Origin of the sequence: Rhodococcus sp. DN22, from assembly GCF_036669995.1 — a bacterium.
GTDB lineage: Bacteria > Actinomycetota > Actinomycetes > Mycobacteriales > Mycobacteriaceae > Rhodococcus_F > Rhodococcus_F erythropolis.
Genome location: NZ_CP133326.1, coordinates 2,431,167 through 2,446,426 on the forward strand (window position 1 = coordinate 2,431,167; position 15,260 = coordinate 2,446,426).

Genomic DNA, 15,260 nt, shown 5'->3' on the forward strand with positions numbered 1-15,260 from the left:
CGTCAGATGAGGACGATGCCCTCGGCAACGCCGATGGCACGGAGGTCGCGGTACCAGCGCTCGACCGGGTGTTCCTTGGTGAACCCGTGTCCACCGAGGAGTTGCACACCGTCGAGGCCGATCTGCATGCCCTTCTCGGAAGCCAGCTTCCGGGCCAGAGCGGATTCGCGAGCGAAGGACAAGCCTTGCTCGGCGCGTGAAGCGCCGCGAAGCGTGACCAGACGCAGTCCGTCGAGTTCGATGCCGATGTTGGCGACCATGAAGGCAACCGCCTGGCGGTGGCTGATCGGCTCGCCGAACGCTTCGCGCTCGTTGACGTACGGAATCACGTAGTCGAGAACTGCCTGACTGGTGCCGACGGCCATGGACGCCCAACCGAGGCGAGCCAGGCGAATCGCGTCGGCGTATTCGGCCTTGCGCTGCTCGGCGTCACCGTCGCCGAGCAGTGCGGACTCCGACACAGCGACGTCGGTGAGGATCAGGCGACCCAGGCCGGCGGCGCGCAGACCCATGCTGGGATCTGCTTCGACGACGAGTCCCTTGGTGTCGGATTCGACGATGAAGAAGGACGGCTTGCCGTCGAGTTCCGCGGCGATGACGAAGAGTTCGGACGTAGCCGCGGCGGGCACCAAGCTCTTGACGCCGTTGAGCTTGTATCCGCTGGGGGAGCGCACTGCCTTGGTCTGCAGGGCAAACGGATCGAACAGTGCGCGTGGTTCGTTGACCACCACTGCTGCGCCGGGGACCTGCTCGCCGGTGAAGGCCGGAAGGTAGGTCTTCTGCTGCGCGTCGGTGCCCCACTGCGTCAGTGCAACTGCAACACCGCTCGGTGCGAGGATCGGAAGTGCAAGTCCCATGTCTCCGTGCGCAAGTGCCTCGGCAACAAGAGAATTGGTGACTGCGCCGCGATCGGCGGCTGCTCCGTCGAGTTCTTCGGGAACGTTGATCAGCGTGATACCGAGCTCGGCCGCGCGCTTGGAGAGATCGGCGGGGGCCTGAGCTGCGCCGTCGGCGTCGTAGGCCGCGGGACGCAGGATTTCGGCCGCGAACTCACGCACCGTCTCGACGATCATCTTCTGGTCGTCGTCCGGGGTGAGATCGAAGTAGTCGGCGTTCTTGCTCGGGTTGTCGGGCAGGCGCTTGGGTGCACCGTTGCCCGAGACCTTCTGGAATCCTCGAGTGGCGGCACCCAGGGTTTTGAAGCCCGTCTTGGTGCCCTCGTAGGTCACGCGATCGATGGTCTGACGCAGATTGAACTTCTCGGCCAGTTCCGAACCGGTGATCTTGGTAAGCACACGCATGGCTGCGCCCATGGCGTCGCGTTTGATCGGGTTCAGGCCGACGGCGGACGTGTCGCGTGGCGCACCCTTGGCGCCGCCGCGCTGCGCGCCCGATTCGCTGCGCTGAGCGCTCTTGTCGGGGGCAACACTGTCTTGCTTGGTCATGATCACCAGCTGTTTCTCGGTGTTGGGGCGTTGGACGATTTTTATCTTACTCATCAGTAAGGTCTGTTGTCGAGAAACCGCGAAATGATGCGCGTCATAGGCTCGAGGGGTGAGCCGGACAGAGGTGCCAGATCGGATACAGCGATATATGCGCTACGCGCCGTTGGTGGTGGTCCCGTGCCTGTTGATCGCCAGCACGTATCCGGGGGAGTATCGAGTTCCCGTCACCTACTGGATGCTGTCGATGCTGTCGGCGCTCGCCTTCGTCGCCGGCCGTCGATGGCCGGTCTTCGCTTCACTGGTCATCTCGGCGCTCGCCGTTCCGATGTTCGTCGCCGACGCCTGGGGGCTGTCCGAACTTGTTCCGTATCTCGGGGCTGTCGCCGTCGTCGACGTCACGATGCGGGCCGAGCGCAGAGAAATGGTTGCCGTATCGGCAGCAGGATGGTGCGGTTCGGTGCTCGCGGGGATCTGGTTCGAAGCTCACGAAGCATTCTTCTCGGTCACCACGGCTGTGAAAGTGCTTGCGTACGTGGGGTTGCCACTGCTGCTCGGACTGTATCTGCGCTCGCAGCGTGAATTGGCCGCGAACAATCTTGCGCAGACCCGCGCTGCGGAGCGCAGTGCGCTCGCCCGCGAACTGCACGACCTGGTTGCACACCACATGGCATCGATCGTCCTGAGAATCGGCGTGGCTCAACATGTCTTGGCGCCCCAGGACGAGGCCGTGCGTGAGGTCCTCGCGGATGTGCGTGCGACGGCGTCGGATGCGTTGGCCGATATCCGTCGGCTTCTGGTCGCACTTCGTGATCCTTCGCTCGGTGAGGTCGCTCTGGTCGAGCCGGATGCCGTAGACGCGGAAATCGGTGCGGCGATAGATCGTGTGCGTGCGGCAGGTTTCGAGGTGCAGTCGGTTTTCGATACCCAGGAGAATGTCGAGTCAGGCGCAGCCGATCTCGATGCGATCGGGAGGCTGACGTTGTTGCGGGTGATTCAGGAATCACTGACCAACGTCATGAAGCATGGCGACAAGAAGGGGCTGGTATCGGTCTCGGTCGGTCGCGATGACAACCGGGTGCATGTCAGGGTTGTCAACGACGTCGAGGGATCGCCCCGGAATGCAGGTCATGGCCTGGTGGGAATGCAGGAGCGCGCGGAGTTGGTCGGCGGCGAGATGACCGCCGGCACGAACAGTGACGGGAAATGGGAAGTGCACGTGAGTATTCCACTGGTTGTCTCGGGCGGTGTCTCGTGATCAGCGTGCTGATCGTCGACGACCAGCGACTGGTGCGCGCCGGTTTGCGGATGCTGTGCGCTGCAGCCGAGGACATGACCGTGGCCGGTGAGGCGTCGAACGGCGTCGAGGCGGTAGCACTCGCTGCCGAATTGGATCCCGACGTGATTCTGATGGACTTGAGAATGCCCGGGCTGGACGGGATCGGTGCCACGCAGCAGATCGTCAAGGCCGGTCGACGAGCGCGCATTCTCGTGTTGACCACCTTCGACGACGACGATCATCTGTATCCCGCACTCGCCGCGGGGGCTTCGGGGTTCTTCGTCAAGGATACCGAACCCGCCGAGCTGCTCGGCGCCATTCGGCGGGTCGCCGAGGGCGAGATGGTGTTCACTTCGGAACTTCTCCGCCGCGTTGTGGATCGAGCGGTGATCGGTGGTATCGCAGACACTGCGGTGACAGAGAGGGTTCCGCTGACCGATCGCGAATCGCAGGTCCTCGCACTGGTGGCAGAAGGGAAGAGCAATCAGGAGATCGCGGACACGCTGCATCTGGGTGTGACCACGGTGAAGACACACGTGGCGAACCTGATGTCGAAGACCGGTTGCGACAATCGGGTTCGCCTCGCTGTGTACCACTTGCAGAACTCTCAGTGACCGGAGTGCGAACCAGGCATCGGCATGTCCATCTGCATCGGAGCCGCCTTCTGTCCCGGCTCGAGGACGAGGAATTGGCCCATCATCCCTTGGTCCTCGTGCATCAGCAGGTGGCAGTGGAACATGTACGGGAACGTGGGATCGGTGTACTCGGACCACTGCAGTGCGACGCGAACCCTGCCGCCCGGCGGTGTGTAGACGGTGTCCTTGAGTCCGCGCAAGTGTGGCGGGGGAGTGCGACCGTCGACGTCGAGGATCTGGAACTGTACGTCGTGGACATGGAAATTGTGTGGCCAGTTGTCCTTGTTGGTGATCGTCCACACCTCGGTCGCGCCGACCTCGGCCTCGAAGTCGATGCGGTTCATGTCCATTCGTTGCCCGTTGATCATGTACCACTGCAGATCGAAGGTTCGGGAAACGCTAGCCTTCGACGGATCGAGACGCGGCAGTGCGGCCAACTGCGCCGGGAGAGTCGACCGTGACGCGCGGCTGGCAACGCCCCGCAGTTCGATGATGTCGAAGCGGTCGTTCATGCCGAAGTTCTCGGCGTCGGAGGAACTCACGCCACCGCCGTCCTCGATCGGGAACGACACCAGTGTGGTCGTCGCACCGGGGTCGACGCGAACCACGATCTCGGCTCGTTCGCCGGGGCTGAGCTGAATCCGCTTGATTGCAATCGGTGATTCGAGCAGTCCGCCGTCGGTGGCAATCAGATCGAACGTGCGGTCGTCGGGGAACCCCAGGTTGTAGAGACGGCCGGAAGAGCCGTTCAGGATGCGCAACCGGACGACCCCGGTGGTGACGTCGAGGTAGGCGTCGGAGATGCCGTTGGTGACGATCGTGTCGCCGAGCAGGCCGATGTCGGTCGGATCTGATTCGTCGAAGCTGCCGTCGGCGAGGAATCGACGATCCTGGATTATCAGCGGAACATCGTCGACACCATAGGTTTTGGGGATGTCCAGCGCCCGCGTGTCGGCATCGTCGATCAGGAAAAGTCTGGCAAGACCGCGCTGCACGTGCCGTTCGGTGGATCCGTGCGGGTGTGGGTGATACCAGAGCGTCGACGCCGGCTGGCCGATCGTCCACGCCGGTTCCCAGCGTCCGCCGGCTTCGATGGTCTGGTGCGGGCCACCGTCGTATCTGGCGGGCAGATGCATGCCGTGCCAATGGACGGTCGTGGGCTCTGCCAGTGTGTTGTCGATCGTGAATGCGACAGATTCTCCGCGCTCGGCGCGGACGGTGGGCCCCAGAATGGATCCGTTGAAACCCCAAGTGTCGGTGAGTTTTCCCGCGACGATCTCGGCGGTTCCGGCACCGGCACGGAGTGTGAAGTGGCGAACACCAGCGTCGTCGACGGTGGATTCGGCAAGCGGCGGAATCGGTAGCGGACGCGAAGTTCCGGCCACCGCCAACGTGGTGCTCTTCGCTGCCGGGTCGGCGCCGCAGCCCACCGCGAGCCCGAGGGGCGCTGCGGCCAGACCGAACAGAATCGTGCGCCTGGATATCCGGTTCATCGTTCTCCTGGAAGTAGTGCGTGATCAACTACTTCCAGTCAACGGGCCGAGATGTCGTGCCGAATCCTGCCGACGGGCCTGTCGGAACTCCTCCCTCGGGCCCTTGCGGCGGGTGGGATGTTCTGGTATCCGGGTGGTTACCGCAGGCGGGCCAGAACGTCTTCGTGCAGCAGTCCGTTGGTGGCGACCGCGCTGCCGCCGTGCGGACCTGCGCCGCCGTCCAGATCGGTGAACGCGCCGCCGGCCTCACGGACCAATACGTCGAGCGCTGCCAGATCCCACAGGGAAACCTCGGGTTCGGCAGCAATGTCGACGGCGCCTTCGGCCACGAGGCAGTAGGAGAAGAAGTCCCCGTAACCGCGCACGCGCCATACGTGGTCGGTGAGTTCGACGAACTGATCGCGAATTCCGCGGTCCTTCCACCCCGAGAGGCTCGAGAAGCTCAGGCTCGCTGACTCGCTGCGATCGACGGCGGATACCTGGATCGCCCGCGCATCACTGTCCCCGAAGGACGTATGTGCGCCCAAACCTGTTGCAGCCCACCATCGCCGATTCAGGGCGGGTGCGCTCACGACGCCGATGACGGGGACGCCGTCCTCGAGCAAGCTGATCAGCGTGGCCCACACCGGTACGTTGCGGACGAAGTTCTTGGTCCCGTCGATGGGGTCGACCACCCACTGCCTGCCCTCGAAGACTGCGTCGCCGCCGAATTCTTCGCCCAGTACGGAATCCTCCGGTCGGTGCTCACCGAGTGTCGCGCGCACTGCACGCTCGACAGCGAGGTCGGCGTCGGAGACAGGGGTGAGGTCCGGCTTGTCGTCGACTCGAAGATCGAGCGCACCGAAGCGGGCGCGAGTGATCGCGTCAGCCTCGTCGGCGATACGGAGGGCGAGTGCGAGGTCGGATGCGCGATCGGTCACGGGTACACAACCTACCGGCTCAAACGGGGAGGACTTCGTTCAGCTTTCCGGTGGCGACGTCGAAGACGAATCCGCGTAGGGAGGTCGTCGCGGTGACGAACGGACTGTTCTCGATGCGCTTCAACGACTGACGGACGTCCTCGTCGATGTCGGGGAACGATTCGGCAGCCCAGTTGGGTTTGATGCCGATCTCGTCCTGGATGGATCGCTTGAAGTCGTCGTCGGTGAACGTCAGCATTCCGCAGTCGGTGTGGTGGATGAGGATGATCTCGGTAGTTCCCAGCAGACGCTGGCTGATGGCGAGGGATCGGATCTCGTCGTCGGTGACGACTCCACCCGCATTGCGGATGACGTGCGATTCACCTTCCTGGATCCCCAGCACCCGATAGACGTCGATGCGGGCGTCCATGCAGGCGAGAACGGCAACGTGCTTGCTGGGTGGGAGGGGGAGCGGACCGGTGAACTGCTCGGCGTAGGCGGCGTTGTTCTGCAGGTATTCGTCGGTGACAGTCATCACTCCAGTAGGTTCCCTCGGACCCTGGTTGGCAAGGCTTCCAGTCGCGGTGATCCCAATAGGTGACGCACGGGGGAGCGGACAGGGTGACGCACAGCAGAGCCCAGGTCGGCACCCGGTAGCCTTGAGAACCGTGCATCCCGACGTAATTGCAGACCTGAACGCCCTCGACACCACCCTTCGCACCTGCGAATCGGTTGTGGACGTCGAGGAGCTGCGCCGACGCATCGACGAGCTCGAGCACCAGGCGGCCGACCCCGGTCTGTGGAACGACCAGGAACACGCCCAGCAGGTCACCAGCCAGCTATCCCACGCCCAGGCGGAGCTTCGCCGCATCGTCGCACTGCGCGAGCGGCTCGACGAGATGCCGATCCTCTACGAACTGGCAGAAGACGAAGGCCCCGACGCGGTGGCCGATGCCGACGCCGAGCGGGCGAGCCTGCGTGACGACATCGCGGCGATGGAAGTCAAGACCATGCTGTCGGGCGAGTACGACGAGCGCGACGCACTCATCAACATCCGCTCCGGCGCCGGCGGAATCGACGCCGCAGACTGGGCCGAGATGCTCATGCGTATGTACATCCGCTGGGCAGAGAAGCACGACTACGGCGTCGAGGTCTACGACACGTCGTACGCCGAAGAAGCCGGACTCAAGAGCGCGACGTTCGCGATCAAGGGTCCGTACACCTACGGAACGCTGTCAGTCGAGATGGGCACCCACCGGCTCGTCCGAATCAGCCCGTTCGACAACCAGGGGCGTCGCCAGACGTCGTTCGCCGAGGTCGAGGTCCTGCCGGTCGTCGAGACGACCGACCACATCGAGATCAACGAGAACGACATCCGCGTCGACGTCTACCGCTCGTCCGGTCCGGGTGGCCAGTCCGTGAACACCACTGACTCCGCCGTTCGACTCACACACATCCCGACGGGAATCGTCGTCACCTGTCAGAACGAGAAGTCGCAGCTCCAGAACAAGGTGTCGGCGATGCGCGTCCTGCAGGCCAAGCTGCTCGCGGTCAAGCGTCAGGAAGAGCGCGCCGAGATGGATGCGCTCAAGGGCGACAGCGGCAGCTCGTGGGGCAACCAGATGCGTTCCTACGTTCTGCATCCGTACCAGATGGTCAAGGACCTGCGTACCGAGTACGAGGTCAACAACCCGTCGGCAGTGCTCGACGGCGACATCGACGGGTTCCTCGAGGCCGGCATCCGCTGGCGCATGAGCGAGAACCAGTCCGCATAGCGTTCGGATACCGAAAGGCACGATGACTTTACTTCGACCTGGGCAGAACCTGCTCGATTGGCTTCAAACCACCGGTTTGTCCGTCCTCATGACCGTGCTCGGCGCGATGATTCTCGCCCGGTTGGTCAGTTGGGGCGGCAACAAGGTCACCGACCAGATCGACTCCAACTATCAGTTGGGCGATGCGCTGGTTCGCTCCGAGGCGACCAAGCATCGCCACTCGGTCGCGCAGGTCATCACCTGGGTGGTCATCACGTTCATCTACGTGATCGCGACGCTGAAGGTTCTCGACCAACTGAATTTGCCGATCGGCAGTCTCGTGGCGCCGGCAACTGTTCTCGGTGCGGCGCTCGGTTTCGGTGCACAGCGCGTCGTGCAGGACATTCTTGCCGGTTTTTTCATCATCACCGAACGCCAGTACGGCTTCGGTGACACCGTCCGGCTTGCGATCACCGGCTCCTCCGACGACGCCGAAGGTGTCATCGAGGACGTGACCCTGCGCGTGACGCGGATGAGAAACTCCGACGGCGAGGTCATCACCGTTCCCAACGGCCAGATCGTGAAAGCGACCAACCTGTCCAAGGACTGGGCACGCGCCGTCATCGACGTTCCGGTTCCGGCGACTGCCGACCTCACCCGGGTCAACGAGGTACTTCGTCAGGTCGGAGTCGACGCGATGGCTGACCGTGGACTCAAGAAACTGCTGCTCGACGAGCCCACTGTCATGGGCGTCGAAAGCCTCGAGGTCGATCAGGTCAACGTGCGGATGGTTGCGCGCACGCTGCCTGGCAAACAATTCCAGGTCGGGCGAGCACTTCGTGTCCGCGTCGCCGCAGCACTGCGACGTCAGGGGATCACGGTGTCACCGGATCTGCACACCGCACGGACCGAGGAGGCGAGCGAATGACCGATCAGGAACCGCGCCGCGGACTCGACCGCCTGATTCACCTGGACTGGCTTCCGTCACGGATCTTCGGTGGCCGGATGCGCACCTCGACGTTCATTCTCGTGGTCGCCTGGATCCTCACGTATCTGCTGCACACGTACCTCAACCCGGAAGAAACGGCAGCAAACCCGCCGCCGAGCGTCGACACGTCGCAGACCGAGCCGTACGTCGCGCCTTCGGTCAAACAACCGTCGACGACGACCCCCGTGCCGTCCTCGACCGAGCAGACGACCACCTCCGAGGCTCCGTCCTCGGAATCGAGTACGGGCAGCTCCGGTTCTCCGACGCCGACTTCTGGTCCAGCGCCTGCTCCGGGAAACGCCGAACAGTCTGCGACCACAGTGCCGACGACTCCTGCGACGACGACCGTCCCGCAACCTGGCGCGGCAATGCAGGCACCGACGTCGGTGCCACAGTCACCTGCGACCACAGGTACCGGATAAGGACGAGGGTGCTCGCGCGTGGCGCCAAGGTCACCGTTAGATAACGGCTAGACTGGCTAGTTGTGATCAGCATGAAGAATGTGTCGAAGTCCTACAAGGCCTCCACCAGGCCGGCGCTCGACAAAGTGAGCGTGGAGGTGGAGAAGGGGGAGTTCGTCTTCCTCATCGGCCCCTCCGGCTCCGGCAAGTCGACGTTCATGCGGTTGCTGCTCAAGATGGAGTCGCCCACGTCCGGTGACATCGAGGTCGCGGATTTCCACGTCAACAAGTTGGCGGCCCGCCGCGTGCCGAAGCTTCGCCAAAGCATGGGTTGTGTTTTCCAGGACTTCCGCCTGCTTCAGCAGAAGACGGTGTCCGAGAACGTCGCCTTTGCGTTGGAAGTCATCGGCAAACCCCGCAACGTCATCGCGCGCACTGTGCCCGAGGTTCTCGACATGGTCGGTCTGGCCGGCAAAGCCGATCGACTGCCCACCGAACTCTCCGGCGGTGAGCAGCAGCGCGTCGCCATCGCCCGCGCATTCGTGAACCGCCCGCTCGTGCTGCTCGCCGACGAGCCCACCGGCAACCTGGACCCCGAAACGAGCCAGGACATCATGTTGCTGCTCGAGCGGATCAACCGCACAGGCACCACCGTCGTGATGGCGACCCACGATCACCACATCGTCGACTCCATGCGTCGACGCGTCATCGAACTCGATCTCGGCAAGGTGACCAGAGACGAAGCGCGGGGTGTGTACGGCGTCGGCAGGTAGCGCCGACTACGACCACACGTCCCGTACGCCCACCGGTTGTCGTGAAACAACCGGCCTCTCGAAAAGGAATCGGATTCCCCGATGCGCGCCAGCTTTATTTTCAGCGAAGTACTGACCGGCCTACGCCGCAACATCACGATGACCATCGCCATGATCTTGACGACGGCAATCTCCCTCGGTCTCTTCGGCGGGGGTCTGCTGGTCGTGCAGATGGCAGGCAAGACCCAGCAGATCTTCCTCGAACGCGTCGAGGTGCAGATCTTCCTGACCGACGACATCTCTTCGGCTGATCCCGGTTGCGAGCAGGAGATCTGCAGTTCGTTGCGCAAGGAACTCGAGCAGACTCCGTCCGTCGTCGCGGTTCAGTACCTCAACCGCGAAGACGCCGTGAAGGACGCCACCGAGCGCGTGTTCAAGGACCAGCCCGAGCTGGCAGCGCTGGTGAGCCCGGACAGCTTCCCGGCGTCGTTCAAGGTCAAGCTCAGTGACCCGGAGCGATTCGGCGTCATCAACGACACCTTCGGTTCGAGGCCCGGCGTCGAGAGTGTGCTCAATCAGCGCGAGTTGGTGGACCGACTGTTCAGCGTGCTCGGTGGAGTGCGCAACGCAGCGTTCGCGATCGCGATCGTCCAGGCGATCGCGGCCATCCTGCTGATCGCCAACATGGTCCAGATCGCCGCGTTCACGCGTCGTACCGAGGTCAACATCATGCGGTTGGTCGGCGCGACGCGGTGGTACACCCAGCTTCCGTTCCTCCTCGAAGCCGTCGTGGCGGCCTTGATCGGTGCGGTGCTCGCCATTGCCGGACTGTTCACGGCGAAGAACGTCTTCATCGACGGGGTCCTGTCCGATGTCTACGAAGCCAACATCGTGGCGCGGATCTCCAACAGTGACGTGCTGTTCGTCTCGCCGATCCTCGTGCTTGCCGGCGTCGGAATGGCCGCGGTGACGGCGTACGTGACACTGCGTCTGTACGTCCGCGAATAATCGGTTTGCACGAGCTTCTATGCTGGAACAGCAAGAACCATTCGACAGCAAGACAGCGGACTGAGAGGCCCGGACAGTGAAGGAAAAGGGCCGCAAGGTCATTGCGACCAATCGCAAAGCACGCCACAACTACACGATCATCGACACCTACGAGGCCGGTATCGCGCTCGTCGGGACCGAGGTCAAGAGTCTGCGTGAAGGCAAGGCGTCGCTCGTCGATGCGTTCGCCACCGTGGACAACGGCGAAGTGTGGTTGCGCTCGTTGCACATTCCGGAGTACACGCAAGGCACGTGGAACAACCACTCTCCGCGTCGCACCCGAAAGCTCCTGCTGCACAAGCGTGAGATCGAGCACCTCGTCGGCAAGACCCGCGAGGGAAACCAGACACTGGTTCCGCTGTCGATGTACTTCAACGACGGCAAGGTCAAGGTCGAACTCGCGCTGGCAAAGGGTAAGCAGGACTACGACAAGCGCCAGGACATGGCCAAGCGGACCGCCGAGCGCGAGGTGACCCGCGAGCTCGGTCGTCGTATCAAGGGCATGCGCTGACCTCCATCCTGCTTGCCCTCGTGGCGGCAGTTGCCTACGGAGTCAGCGACTTCGTCGGGGGAGTTGCATCACGACGAGTTGCCGCACTGCGTGTGGTGATCGTCTCGTATCCGCTCTCGCTCGTCATCGTTCTGATCGCAGCACCTTTCGTATCCGGGACGCTGACGCTGAACGGTTTGATCTGGGGCGCGATCGCGGGCGTCACGAGTGGTCTGGCGGTGTGGTGGTTCTATCTCGCGCTGGCAACTGGCCCAATGTCGGTGGTCTCGCCGCTGACAGCTGTTCTGGTGGCGGGTATTCCGGTGCTCGTCGGATTCGCATTCGGTGAGCGGCCGGGGTTGATCGCGTACCTGGGTATTGCCGTCGCGCTGGTCGCCGTCGTCCTGGTCAGCCGCGAGTCGCCTGACGACACCGCGGGTGAGGTCGCCGGCGGAATCACTCTCCGCTTCACCAGGCAAGTGGCGCTTCTGACCGTCGGAAGCGGCGGCGCATTTGCTCTCTCGTTCATCGCACTTCACCAGATCGGCGAGGGCAGCGGACTGTGGGCGTTGGCCGTATCTCGCGGCGCCGCGACCGTCGTGGTGTGGTTGGTCGCGCTGGCGGCCGGTCACTTCGTTCTCCCACGAGGCGAGCCACTCAAACTCGCGGTGTACGTCAGCGTCCTCGACGTCGTCGCGAACGGGACGATGATCTACGCCTTCCAAGGCGGAATGCTCTCACTGGTCAGCGTGATCGGTTCGCTGTATCCGGCTGCGACGGTTCTGCTCGCCATGGTGATGCTGGGCGAGCGGGTAAGCCGCGTGCAACAAGCGGGAATGCTGTTGGCGCTGGCGGCAGTCGGCATGATTGCCGTCGCGGGCGCCTAGATTCTTTCGAGTTCCAGCGTTTTCAGTCCTAGTGTTTCAGCCGCGTCTGTCGGCCGGCGCTGCGCGTAGGTGAACACGCTCGCCCTGTTTCCCGAAGAGACTGATCGCCTCCGCAGGTCGGCCGTCGGCAGCGCTGATGCGGTGCGGAATGTGGGTGTCGAACTCGGCGGCCTCACCTGCCCCCATGATGAAATCCCGGTCGCCGAGTTGGAGTCGGATGCGCCCGGACAGAACGTAGACCCACTCGTAGCCCTCGTGGGATCCCGGTTCGCGATCGTCGTCGGTGGGGGAGATGATCATCTTGTAGGCCTGGAGGTTGCCGGGCTGACTGGTCAGCGGAATGACCGTCATGCATCCGACCGTTCGCGGTTCTTCTCGAACGCGGGGGTCCTTGATCTTGCTGTTCACCAGGTCGTCCAACGGGACGCCGTGTGCCTTGGCGATCGGCAGCAGCAACTCCAAGTTGGCTCGCCGAGTACCGGATTCGAGTCTCGAGAGTGTGCTGACGCTGATGTCGGTGGTCTCTGACAGGTCGGCCAGGGTCATGTCGGACTGCTGGCGCAACGCACGTAGGCGAGGGCCGATGCCGGCTAGAACGGCTTCGAACGATGTTTCGGTCATGGATCTATTTTGCCAAAGTGGCAACAGTGTTTGTCAAGAACGCGATCTCTTGTCATTCTGGATTCATGACGCAGAACTCATTCGACGTAGCAGTAATCGGAGCCGGCGCGGCGGGGCTGAACGCCGCACTCATCCTTGGTCAGGCACGCAGGTCCGTGATCGTCTTCGACAACGGATCGCCACGGAACGCGGCCGCCGATCACATGAACGGATTCCTCTCCCGCGACGGCATGAACCCCGCCGAATTGTTGACCATCGGCCGAGGTGAGGTCCGCAAATTCGGCGGCGAGTTCCATGACGGCACCGTTGTCTCCGTGACACGGGACGGCGAGAAATTCTCGGTAGAACTGGCTGACGGCAGCAAGATTCAGGTGCGCAAAGTCCTTGTTGCAACGGGTCTGACGGACCGCCTGCCGGTCGAACTCGAAGTCTTCGGCGAGCGTTGGGGCCGCGACGTGTTGCACTGCCCGTACTGCCACGGGTACAGCGTGCGCGATCAGCCGCTTGGCGTGATCGCCAAGAGCGCGGAATTTGCGATGCACCAGGCCCTCATGGTTCGCCAGTGGTCCGACGACGTAGTTCTCTTCCTCCATCGAATCACCGAACTGAGTTGCGAAGATCGGGAAAAGCTTGCAGCTCGCGATATTTCGATCGTCGAGGGTGAGATCGCTGGTCCCGTCGTCGAGGATGATCGGTTGGTGGGCGTGCGGTTGGCCGACGGCACTGTGGTCGCGCGTTCGGCGGTCTTTGTCGGTGGCGCCCTCACGATGGACCCCAACGATGCGATCTTGCGCGCATTCGGCGCGCAGCGCGCTGAGACGATGATGGGCGATTTCGTCACAGTCGACATGATGGGGGCGACGAGCGTGCCCGGCGTGTTCGCTGCGGGCAACGTCGTCGACCCGGGTGCCCAGGTCATCATGGCCGCAGCCGCCGGGGCGAAGGCTGGAGCGGGGATCAACATGATGTTGACCAACGACGATCTCGAGGTTGCACTGGCGCTTCGCAGTTGAATTGTGCGTAGCGTGGGGTGATGGACGCAGTGAGAGTGTTGATCACGGGTGCGACCGGATACATCGGCGGACGTCTTGCCCCTCGTCTGGTCGAAGAGGGCCATCGCGTTCGAGTGGTGGTGCGCAGCCCGGAGAAACTACGCGATGTTCCCTGGCATGATTCCGTGGAGATCAAGCGTGGGGATCTGACCGACAGTGCCTCCCTCTCAGGTGTTTTCGACGATATCGACGTGGTCTACTACCTCGTTCACGCCATGGGCGGTGGAGGGTCGTTCTCGGATATCGACAAGCGAAGCGCGGAGAACGTCGCCGCCGCTGCCCGCGATGCGGGGGTGCGCCGGATCGTGTACCTGGGCGGGCTTCATCCGTCCGACCGAGAGTTGTCGACTCACTTGCAGTCTCGGCTCGAAGTCGGTCGGATCCTCCTCGACTCCGAGGTTCCGACAGTTGTATTTCAAGCTGGGGTGGTGATCGGATCGGGTTCGGCGTCCTTCGAAATGGTGCGCCACTTGACCAATCGACTTCCGGTGATGACCACACCCAAGTGGGTGCACAACAACATTCAGCCGATCGCGGTGCGTGACGTACTTCACTATTTGATCGCAGCCGCGGCGACAACGCCGGAGGTCAACCGCGCCTTCGACATCGGTGGGCCAGATGTCATGCAGTACGGCGAGATGATGAACACCTACGCCGACGTCGCAGGATTGGTACGCCGACGCATCCTCGTCTTGCCCGTCCTCACCCCGCGTCTGGCAGGTCACTGGGTGGGATTGGTCACGCCGATCCCGCGGGGCTTGGCGATGCCACTGATCGAATCACTGCAGAACGACGCGGTGATGCACAACCACGACATCGACGACTTCATCCCGCCTCCGGCCGGTGGCCTCACACCGTACCGGGAAGCTGTGCGTTTGGCGCTTCGCAAGATCGAGACCGGTGAGGTGGAGACGGCGTGGTCCGGTGCGACGATCGCGGGAGCGCCGTCCGATCCTCTTCCGTCCGACCCGGACTGGGCAGGGGAGGCAGTTTACGTAGACCACCGCGAACGTGACTGTGCTGCGGATCCGAAAACCCTCTGGTCGGTCGTCGAGTCGATCGGCGGCGAGAATGGTTGGTATTCATTCCCTTTGGCGTGGGCCATCCGGGGGTGGATGGACCGCGCGGTCGGCGGGGTCGGACTGCGCCGGGGTAGGCGGGATCCACGTCGGCTCAACACCGGTGAAGCCCTGGACTTCTGGCGGGTCGAAGAAATCGATCGAGGCAAGTTGCTCCGGTTGCGCGCCGAGATGAAGGTCCCGGGCGGAGCATGGTTGGAGTTGCGAGTGTCGGAAGGTCCGGCGGGTGCGGATGGACGGCCGGTGGGTTCGCATCTCGATCAGCGTGCGGTCTTCTTCCCTCGCGGGCTCGCCGGCCGGGCGTACTGGTACTCGATCCTGCCTTTCCACGGAGTGGTCTTCCAGGGGATGATCACCAACATCACCGGTGCTGCAGAGCGTGAGACCGCAGCTATCAGGGAATCAGCTGCGGCGCAGGACACGGAAAGTGCCGCCGATTAA

Annotated in this window: 16 protein-coding genes; 11 read left to right on the forward strand and 5 right to left on the reverse strand. The window is 63.2% G+C overall.

All coding sequences use genetic code 11. From position 1 onward, the window contains the following. Positions 1-2: 2 nt before the first annotated feature. Positions 3-1,451 (reverse strand): acyl-CoA dehydrogenase family protein, encoded by a 1,449-nt coding sequence (locus tag RA302_RS11120; RefSeq protein WP_029255064.1) that lies wholly within the window; start codon positions 1,449-1,451, stop codon positions 3-5. Positions 1,452-1,593: 142 nt separating this feature from the next. Here RA302_RS11120 and RA302_RS11125 point away from each other — a divergent pair, with 142 nt between their 5' ends. Further along, entirely contained in the window at positions 1,594-2,700 is a 1,107-nt protein-coding gene (locus RA302_RS11125) for a histidine kinase (RefSeq protein ID WP_338481170.1), read from the forward strand. Next, positions 2,697-3,335 carry a response regulator transcription factor gene (locus RA302_RS11130; RefSeq protein ID WP_269577736.1) on the forward strand — a complete coding sequence of 213 codons (639 nt, stop codon included), beginning with the start codon at positions 2,697-2,699 and terminating at the stop codon, positions 3,333-3,335. The genes RA302_RS11125 and RA302_RS11130 overlap by 4 nt, the downstream gene beginning before the upstream one ends. On the opposite strand, the gene RA302_RS11135 is transcribed toward RA302_RS11130, so the two are convergent. From RA302_RS11135 to RA302_RS11145, 3 genes are all read right to left on the reverse strand, one after another. After that, positions 3,329-4,849 (reverse strand): multicopper oxidase domain-containing protein, encoded by a 1,521-nt coding sequence (locus RA302_RS11135; protein WP_338480652.1) that lies wholly within the window; start codon positions 4,847-4,849, stop codon positions 3,329-3,331. The two genes, RA302_RS11130 and RA302_RS11135, sit on opposite strands and share 7 nt — an antisense overlap. Before the next feature lie 137 nt (positions 4,850-4,986). Continuing rightward, positions 4,987-5,769, reverse strand: coding sequence for a histidinol-phosphatase (gene hisN / locus RA302_RS11140; RefSeq protein WP_019747847.1), 783 nt, complete (start codon positions 5,767-5,769; stop codon positions 4,987-4,989). 19 nt (positions 5,770-5,788) lie between these two features. Further along, the gene (locus RA302_RS11145; protein WP_019747848.1) at positions 5,789-6,283 is read right to left on the reverse strand and encodes a carbonic anhydrase; all 495 of its coding nucleotides are present in this window, start codon (positions 6,281-6,283) and stop codon (positions 5,789-5,791) included. A 133-nt stretch (positions 6,284-6,416) separates the two neighbouring features. Here RA302_RS11145 and prfB point away from each other — a divergent pair, with 133 nt between their 5' ends. The 7 genes from prfB to RA302_RS11180 all read left to right on the forward strand — a co-directional run bounded on the left by prfB (position 6,417) and on the right by RA302_RS11180 (position 12,067). After that, positions 6,417-7,523: a peptide chain release factor 2 gene (gene prfB, locus RA302_RS11150; RefSeq protein WP_003942364.1), complete on the forward strand. Its 1,107-nt coding sequence runs from the start codon at positions 6,417-6,419 to the stop codon at positions 7,521-7,523. Between the two features lie 22 nt (positions 7,524-7,545). Continuing rightward, complete coding sequence (locus RA302_RS11155; RefSeq protein WP_019747849.1) at positions 7,546-8,430, forward strand: mechanosensitive ion channel family protein; 885 nt, start codon at positions 7,546-7,548, stop codon at positions 8,428-8,430. Continuing rightward, positions 8,427-8,912 (forward strand): hypothetical protein, encoded by a 486-nt coding sequence (locus RA302_RS11160; RefSeq protein WP_020907206.1) that lies wholly within the window; start codon positions 8,427-8,429, stop codon positions 8,910-8,912. The genes RA302_RS11155 and RA302_RS11160 overlap by 4 nt, the downstream gene beginning before the upstream one ends. A 62-nt stretch (positions 8,913-8,974) precedes the next feature. Beyond that, a complete protein-coding gene (gene ftsE, locus RA302_RS11165; RefSeq protein ID WP_003942294.1) occupies positions 8,975-9,664 on the forward strand; it encodes a cell division ATP-binding protein FtsE in 690 nt (229 codons plus the stop codon). Between the two features lie 81 nt (positions 9,665-9,745). Next, entirely contained in the window at positions 9,746-10,651 is a 906-nt protein-coding gene (gene ftsX, locus RA302_RS11170; protein ID WP_003942367.1) for a permease-like cell division protein FtsX, read from the forward strand. A 76-nt stretch (positions 10,652-10,727) separates the two neighbouring features. Further along, the gene (gene smpB / locus RA302_RS11175; protein ID WP_003942330.1) at positions 10,728-11,201 is read left to right on the forward strand and encodes an SsrA-binding protein SmpB; all 474 of its coding nucleotides are present in this window, start codon (positions 10,728-10,730) and stop codon (positions 11,199-11,201) included. 8 nt (positions 11,202-11,209) lie between these two features. After that, a complete protein-coding gene (locus tag RA302_RS11180; RefSeq protein WP_075832889.1) occupies positions 11,210-12,067 on the forward strand; it encodes a DMT family transporter in 858 nt (285 codons plus the stop codon). A gap of 36 nt (positions 12,068-12,103) precedes the next feature. Here the strand turns inward: RA302_RS11180 and RA302_RS11185 are convergent, their stop codons facing one another. Beyond that, a complete protein-coding gene (locus RA302_RS11185) occupies positions 12,104-12,688 on the reverse strand; it encodes an XRE family transcriptional regulator (protein WP_007731290.1) in 585 nt (194 codons plus the stop codon). Between the two features lie 65 nt (positions 12,689-12,753). Between RA302_RS11185 and RA302_RS11190 the strand changes: the two genes are divergently transcribed. After that, entirely contained in the window at positions 12,754-13,701 is a 948-nt protein-coding gene (locus RA302_RS11190; RefSeq protein WP_338480660.1) for an NAD(P)/FAD-dependent oxidoreductase, read from the forward strand. 20 nt (positions 13,702-13,721) lie between these two features. Beyond that, on the forward strand, positions 13,722-15,260 hold the full coding sequence (locus RA302_RS11195; protein WP_084326421.1) for an SDR family oxidoreductase: 1,539 nt from the start codon (positions 13,722-13,724) through the stop codon (positions 15,258-15,260).

Excerpts from the sequence above, each read along its gene's own strand:
- RA302_RS11125 (WP_338481170.1), top strand. The coding sequence starts at position 1,594 with ATGCGCTACGCGCCGTTGGTGGTGGTCCCGTGCCTGTTGATCGCCAGC.
- RA302_RS11135 (WP_338480652.1), bottom strand. The coding sequence starts at position 4,849 with ATGAACCGGATATCCAGGCGCACGATTCTGTTCGGTCTGGCCGCAGCG.
- RA302_RS11145 (WP_019747848.1), bottom strand. The coding sequence starts at position 6,283 with ATGACTGTCACCGACGAATACCTGCAGAACAACGCCGCCTACGCCGAG.
- RA302_RS11155 (WP_019747849.1), top strand. The coding sequence starts at position 7,546 with ATGACTTTACTTCGACCTGGGCAGAACCTGCTCGATTGGCTTCAAACC.
- RA302_RS11160 (WP_020907206.1), top strand. The coding sequence starts at position 8,427 with ATGACCGATCAGGAACCGCGCCGCGGACTCGACCGCCTGATTCACCTG.
- ftsX (WP_003942367.1), top strand. The coding sequence starts at position 9,746 with ATGCGCGCCAGCTTTATTTTCAGCGAAGTACTGACCGGCCTACGCCGC.
- RA302_RS11185 (WP_007731290.1), bottom strand. The coding sequence starts at position 12,688 with ATGACCGAAACATCGTTCGAAGCCGTTCTAGCCGGCATCGGCCCTCGC.
- RA302_RS11190 (WP_338480660.1), top strand. The coding sequence starts at position 12,754 with ATGACGCAGAACTCATTCGACGTAGCAGTAATCGGAGCCGGCGCGGCG.
- RA302_RS11195 (WP_084326421.1), top strand. The coding sequence starts at position 13,722 with ATGGACGCAGTGAGAGTGTTGATCACGGGTGCGACCGGATACATCGGC.